Source organism: Scytonema sp. UIC 10036 (assembly GCF_009725235.1).
Map to the genome: position 1 here is coordinate 21,660 of NZ_WJFC01000178.1, position 6,000 is coordinate 27,659.

General features: G+C 43.5%; 5 protein-coding genes. 4 read left to right on the forward strand and 1 reads right to left on the reverse strand.

Going from position 1 to position 6,000, the window contains the following annotated elements; translation table 11 throughout:
- The first annotated feature begins 32 nt into the window (after positions 1–32).
- The 4 genes from F7734_RS47335 to arsC all read left to right on the forward strand — a co-directional run bounded on the left by F7734_RS47335 (position 33) and on the right by arsC (position 3,483).
- On the forward strand, positions 33–746 hold the full coding sequence (locus F7734_RS47335) for an MIP/aquaporin family protein (RefSeq protein WP_155751267.1): 714 nt from the start codon (positions 33–35) through the stop codon (positions 744–746).
- Positions 747–1,070: 324 nt separating this feature from the next.
- Positions 1,071–2,231, forward strand: a complete 1,161-nt coding sequence (gene arsB, locus F7734_RS47340) for an ACR3 family arsenite efflux transporter (RefSeq protein ID WP_155751268.1) — start codon at positions 1,071–1,073, stop codon at positions 2,229–2,231.
- 40 nt (positions 2,232–2,271) lie between these two features.
- Entirely contained in the window at positions 2,272–2,937 is a 666-nt protein-coding gene (gene arsH / locus F7734_RS47345) for an arsenical resistance protein ArsH (protein ID WP_155751280.1), read from the forward strand.
- Between the two features lie 150 nt (positions 2,938–3,087).
- Positions 3,088–3,483, forward strand: coding sequence for an arsenate reductase, glutathione/glutaredoxin type (arsC, locus tag F7734_RS47350; RefSeq protein WP_243147462.1), 396 nt, complete (start codon positions 3,088–3,090; stop codon positions 3,481–3,483).
- A 104-nt stretch (positions 3,484–3,587) separates the two neighbouring features.
- Here arsC and F7734_RS47355 read toward each other — a convergent pair whose 3' ends face one another.
- Complete coding sequence (locus F7734_RS47355) at positions 3,588–5,756, reverse strand: PhoX family phosphatase (RefSeq protein ID WP_155751282.1); 2,169 nt, start codon at positions 5,754–5,756, stop codon at positions 3,588–3,590.
- Positions 5,757–6,000 lie beyond the last annotated feature (244 nt).

The following is a 6,000-nucleotide window of genomic DNA, read 5'->3' on the forward strand; positions in this document are numbered from 1 at the left end:
TAAATGAAATTGATGTAATTTCAGCTATAACCATGTATAACTATATAGTGTTAAAGTCATTTATTAAAGAAATTTCTCAGTGCAGGCGAGAAGCTATTATTTCAGAAGCGATCGGCACCTTTATTTTGGTATTTGCAGGTACTGGTGCAGTTATGGTTAACGCCATCAGCAATGGTGCGGTTACCCATATTGGAATTAGCTTTGTCTTTGGTTCTATTGTGGCAGCGCTCATTTACGCTGTTGGGCATCTAAGTGGCGCACACTTCAACCCTGCTGTAACTTTAGCATTTTGGAATAGTGGGTTTTTCCCCAAACGCCAAGTGTTGCCCTATATTTTAGCGCAACTATTGGGCGCAAGTACGGCTTCGGCTTTGTTACTAGCTAGTTTGGGATCGGTTGCCAATTTAGGAGCAACTGTGCCATTGAATGGGAATTGGGTACAATCTTTTGTTTTGGAAACTGTTCTCACATTCATTTTGATGTTCGTGATTTTTGGGTCTGGGCTAGATCGCCGCGCTCCTATTGGCTTTGCGGGGTTAGCGATCGGGTTAACGGTGGGAGTAGAAGCGGCGTTTATGGGACCAATTACAGGAGCAAGCATGAATCCGGCTCGTTCCTTTGGTCCAGCTTTGATAGGAGGAATTTGGCAGCATCACTGGGTTTATTGGGTTGCACCCATTTTAGGAGCGCAATTAGCTGCGATCGCCTACCGACAGATTTCTAACGGATTTCGTGATATTAAATAGTAGCGTTGTTTGGGAGTAGTTCAATTGTTTGCTTTGGACAACGCACTGCTCTCCGTACTAGCTGAAAACTGCTGTATAGCCTCTCATAACGCTCTTGATTACAACAAAATAATTTTTTATAAATTTTTATGAATTTTAATAACATAGGAAAAAATTTTCCTATTATATCAATTTTTATTAAAATGATTGATAGGCTTAGTTAAGCAGTCAAAGGGTTAATTTCATCGAATTGAAATCCAGAAACAAGCAAATCTATAGTTTTTGGCAATTTACGTCAAAATCAACCAGAAGCCAGTTTTCTTTAGTTTTTAGAAGGAAATTTTGATGGGTACACACCAGCCACAAGTCCGTACAACCCAAGTAAAAGCTGGGAGCAATCTCAGTTTTTTTGAAAAGTACCTTACCGTCTGGGTCTTTTTGTGCATTATTGCGGGAATTGCACTGGGAAGATTGTTCCCTGGAGTAGCAGTGGCTCTCGATAGCATGAGCATTTACCAAGTCTCTATTCCAATTGCTGTTTGCTTGTTCTTCATGATGTATCCCATCATGGTAAAAATTGACTTTTCTCAAGCTACTCATGCCATTCGTGCTCCCAAACCAGTTATTCTCACCTTGGTAGTGAACTGGTTAATCAAACCTTTCACAATGGTGGTATTCGCACAGTTTTTTTTAGGATGGTTGTTCCGCCCTTTGATTGCTGGCACTGAAGTCATTCGCGGTACAGACGTTGCACTTTTTAATTCCTATATTGCGGGTGCCATTTTACTGGGAATAGCTCCTTGTACGGCAATGGTATTAATGTGGGGATATCTTTCCTATGGCAACCAGGGGCATACTTTGGTAATGGTGGCAGTGAATTCTTTAGCAATGCTGTTTTTGTATGCACCCTTAGGTAGATGGTTGTTAGCTGCAAATGATTTGACAGTACCGTGGCAAACAATATTTTTATCAGTGCTCATTTATGTAGGGTTGCCGTTAGTGGCTGGAATATACAGCCGTTACTGGATCTTAAAGAATAAAGGTAGAGAGTGGTTTGAACGGCGATTTTTGAAGTACCTCACCCCTATTTCTATTACTGCCTTGCTGATTACATTAGTACTGCTGTTTGCTTTTAAAGGAGAACTTATTGTCAATAATCCTTGGCATATTTTGTTAATAGCTGTACCGCTCTTTATTCAAACTAATTTCATTTTCTTGATTAGTTATGTAGCAGCGTTAAAGCTCAATCTCGTTTATGAAGATGCTGCACCAGCAGCCTTGATAGGAGCAAGCAATCATTTTGAAGTTGCTATTGCTACGGCTGTGATGTTATTCGGTTTAAATTCTGGTGCAGCCTTGGCTACTGTCGTTGGCGTTTTGATAGAAGTACCAGTGATGTTAATGTTGGTTGAGTTTTGCAAACGTACAGCAGCTTGGTTCCCACGAGACCCGGAGAAGGCAACTTTACGCGATCCACGCTGTTTAACAGTGACCAGTAACCAGTGACCGGGTTTCAACTTCAATTAGAACTTTATTGTTGATTTTCATGACTAATTTCGATCATCCACCCAGAATTTTGTTTTTGTATGGCTCTTTACGAGAGCGTTCTTATAGTCGTCTTTTAGCAGAAGAAGCCGCTCGAATCATAGAGGGATTTGGTGCTGAAGTGAAGTTTTTTGACCCTCGTGAGTTACCTATTCACAACAGTGTCCCGGATACCCATCCGAAGGTACAGGAATTACGCGAGTTGAGCAAGTGGTCTGAAGGTCAAGTTTGGTCTTCACCAGAAATGCATGGCAATATTACTGGGATTATGAAAAATCAAATTGATTGGATTCCCCTTAGCATAGGCGCAGTTAGACCAACTCAAGGTAGAACCTTAGCCGTGATGCAAGTGAGTGGGGGTTCTCAGTCTTTTAATGCTGTAAACACCATGCGGATTTTAGGGCGTTGGATGCGAATGTTTACAATTCCCAATCAGTCTAGTGTTGCGAAAGCTTATCAAGAGTTTAATGAAGATGGAACCATGAAGGATTCACCATATCGCGATCGCGTGATTGATGTCATGGAAGAGCTCTGTAAGTTTACTTTATTGTTGCGCGATAAGGTTGACTATTTAACAGACCGTTACAGCGAACGTAAGGAAAAAGCAGCCAAAGAGATAACAGCAGTAGCGAATAAGGCTCTTGAAATGAACTTAAATAAAGAATAATTATTGTTTGCAGTTGCACTGTCTATGCCTGCGGCACGCAAGGGCGGCGAACGCGCATGCATTGCAACTACAAACGGAATTTAGAGCCTTTACAGTTTGTTACATAATTGTTCAATACTTCCGCAAATATTCATTAGTGAGGAAAGATCCATGAAACGTGTTATGTTTGTTTGCAAGAAAAATTCCCGTCGTTCCCAAATGGCAGAGGGATTTGCTCGTACTTTAGGAGAAGGAAAAATTGCTGTAGACAGTTCGGGACTTGCAGCAAGTGAGGTCGATCCTATTACGACTCAAGTTATGTCTGAAATTGGTATTGATATTAGCGATCAAACTTCCAAACCTTTAAGCGATTTCAATGCTCTTGACTATGATGCGGTCATTTCTCTTTGCGGTTGTGGAGTGAATTTGCCCGAACAATGGGTTTTAAGAGAAGTGTTTGAAGATTGGCAGCTTGACGATCCAGAAGGGCAAGATATAGACACTTTCCGTCGGGTTCGTGATGAAGTCAAGGAACGAGTTGTGAAGCTAATCACATCCTTGCAGTAGTTTTTAGATAACTGCGGAACGGGCATCCTCGCCTATACATTCGAGAGGGCAGGCGGGGACGCCTACCCTACAAGAGTTTTGCAGTCTAAAGAAATTACAATTCTTTAAAGCCCACCAATTATGCCCCCATCATCCCGTGTAATGACTACCGTTGAAGAGCGCGGACGTCCAGAGGGACCATAGCCTTGGCTGTGTGGCCAGTTGCTATACTGGGTTGGATTAGAAGCAACTGCATCATCGCCAGGGTGCTGAATGTTGATGAACATGGCTTTGCCGTCAGGTGTAGTAATAACGCCAGTGACTTCGCAGTTCGTCGGGCTAGTTAAGAACCGTCTAATCTGTTTGGTATTGGGATCGGCACACATCATGACGTTGCTACCGATGTTTTTCCAATCGCCAAGACCATTACCTTCTTGGTCGGTTTGAATCCAGAGGCGACCAAAGTCATCAAACCAGAGACCATCTGGTGCGCCAAAGTCGTCACCATTAATGTTGCCAACGTGATTTGGATCGGGATCGAGTTTGTCACCACATTCAACAAAAAGATCCCAGGTAAAAGTGGTGGCTGTAACAGTTCTTCCATCCTCGCGCCAACGGATGATATGACCGTAACGGTTGTCAGGGCGTGGATTGGCAGCATCAACTGGAGGACGTGCGCTACCTGCACCTGTTGTACCGTCTGGCTGGTTGGAGGAGACTGGAGTTGTTCCACGACGATTGTTATTTGTTAAAGTACAGTAGACTTCAATCTCCTCAAATCCTCTTATCCGGGGACGCACGGCAGTCCATTCCGGACGATCCATCATGGTCGCTCCAACTCGATCGGCTGCTTGTCGTGTATTAATCAGCACTTCAGCTTGGCTTTTGAATCCATTTTCGGGTGTTAAACCGCCTTGACCGTAGACAAGGGGAATCCACTCACCAGTACCATCGTCTTTAAATTTAGCAACGTATAAAGTACCGTAATCTAGCATATCGCGGTTGGCGTTGCGATCGTATTTGTTCAAAGGTCTGGCACAAACGAACTTGTAGATATACTCGTTGCGCTCGTCATCGCCCATATAAAAAGCTACGCGATCGCTATCATCAACTACAACTTGAGCGCTTTCGTGTTTGAACCGACCAAGCCCAGTACGCTTCACAGGCGTACTCGTAGGATTATACGGATCGATTTCAACGACCCAACCAAATAAATGAGGTTCGAGTGGATTTGTGCTGGCATTAAAGCGTGGATCGACCTCATGCCAACGGTAGCGAGTCTCAGTTCTCGCAATACCGTATCTATTTTGCCCTGCTAAGATATCAGCCTTGTCTATACCTGCAATTGCCTCTACATCTCCTGCGGGGCTTGCAAAGTAACCGTTCCAGTTTTCCTCGCAGGTCAAATAGGTACCCCAAGGCGTATATCCGTGAGCACAGTTGTTGAGGGTGCCGTAAGCGGTGTAACCGTTGTTCACCCGAACGGTATAAATTGAACCGTTTGGTGTAATGTCGAACTTTTTAGATTTTAAGAGTGCATCCCCTGCTGCTGGTCCCGAAACGTACATCTCAGTGTTAGCAGTAATACGACGACCATAAGGTGAGTAACGATCTACACGCCACTTATTAACACTCTTGACAAGTTCTACAACAGAAACACCGTGAGCAGCTTGAGACTTTCGTACCTTTTGAATTGTCACCTGTGAACCAGGTAACCCTTGCTGTGCAGCAGTTGCCGTTGCTGGAACAAAGGTCAGACCATCAGGATGCAGGAGTTCTTCATGGGTGTACTCATGGTTAACACACAACAAACCACGTTCTTGAGAGCGACCAAAGAAACCACGTTTTCTCAGAGGGAAATAGTGCATACCATCCCCATGCATCCCAAACTGCTTTTCTTGTGCTGCCGCATCACCAGATGCATCGGATTTCCACTGTGGCCCATCAGGTGCAATGGGGTCACCCCACGCAACCAATACTTCGGCTTTATAGCCAGGAGGAACACTAACGAGATCCTTTTCCAGAAGCCCTGTACTTGGGTTATTTAAATTCGGTGGGATGCTCTCGAAGCCAATGCCTTCAAAGCCCGTGTCTGGTGGAATTGGTGCTGCCTCGACAGTGCGGAGAAAACCGCCAATAGAAACCTCACCTATAACGGTCAGTGCTGAGCTAGTTGCTGCTGTTAGTAGAAACCGCCGCCGATTCATACCCATGCGGCCAATCACATCAAGAATTGACTCGTTGTTGGATGGGTTAATTGTGATATTATTCTTAGGGTGAAGGGAACCTTTCATTTCAATCGCTCCATGTAATGGTTATAAGACGGCTTGTTTAAGTTCTTTTGTTAATGGTTGCCTTCGACTCAACGTTAATATCAAGCTTCTTAGATTAAGTCTCCATTAACCTAGTACATCAATTGCTTATCAGCTTTTCTAAAATTGCCGATTGCCAAGAACTAAATTTTGTGTATACTCAAATAAATATCATTCTCAATTACACAATTCCTGTTATAAATATAGGCAAAAAGCTTCTCCATTC

Coding starts and splice junctions, on each gene's coding strand:
- F7734_RS47335 (WP_155751267.1), top strand. CDS start 33: ATGTATAACTATATAGTGTTAAAGTCATTTATTAAAGAAATTTCTCAG.
- arsB (WP_155751268.1), top strand. CDS start 1,071: ATGGGTACACACCAGCCACAAGTCCGTACAACCCAAGTAAAAGCTGGG.
- arsH (WP_155751280.1), top strand. CDS start 2,272: ATGACTAATTTCGATCATCCACCCAGAATTTTGTTTTTGTATGGCTCT.
- arsC (WP_243147462.1), top strand. CDS start 3,088: ATGAAACGTGTTATGTTTGTTTGCAAGAAAAATTCCCGTCGTTCCCAA.
- F7734_RS47355 (WP_155751282.1), bottom strand. CDS start 5,756: ATGAAAGGTTCCCTTCACCCTAAGAATAATATCACAATTAACCCATCC.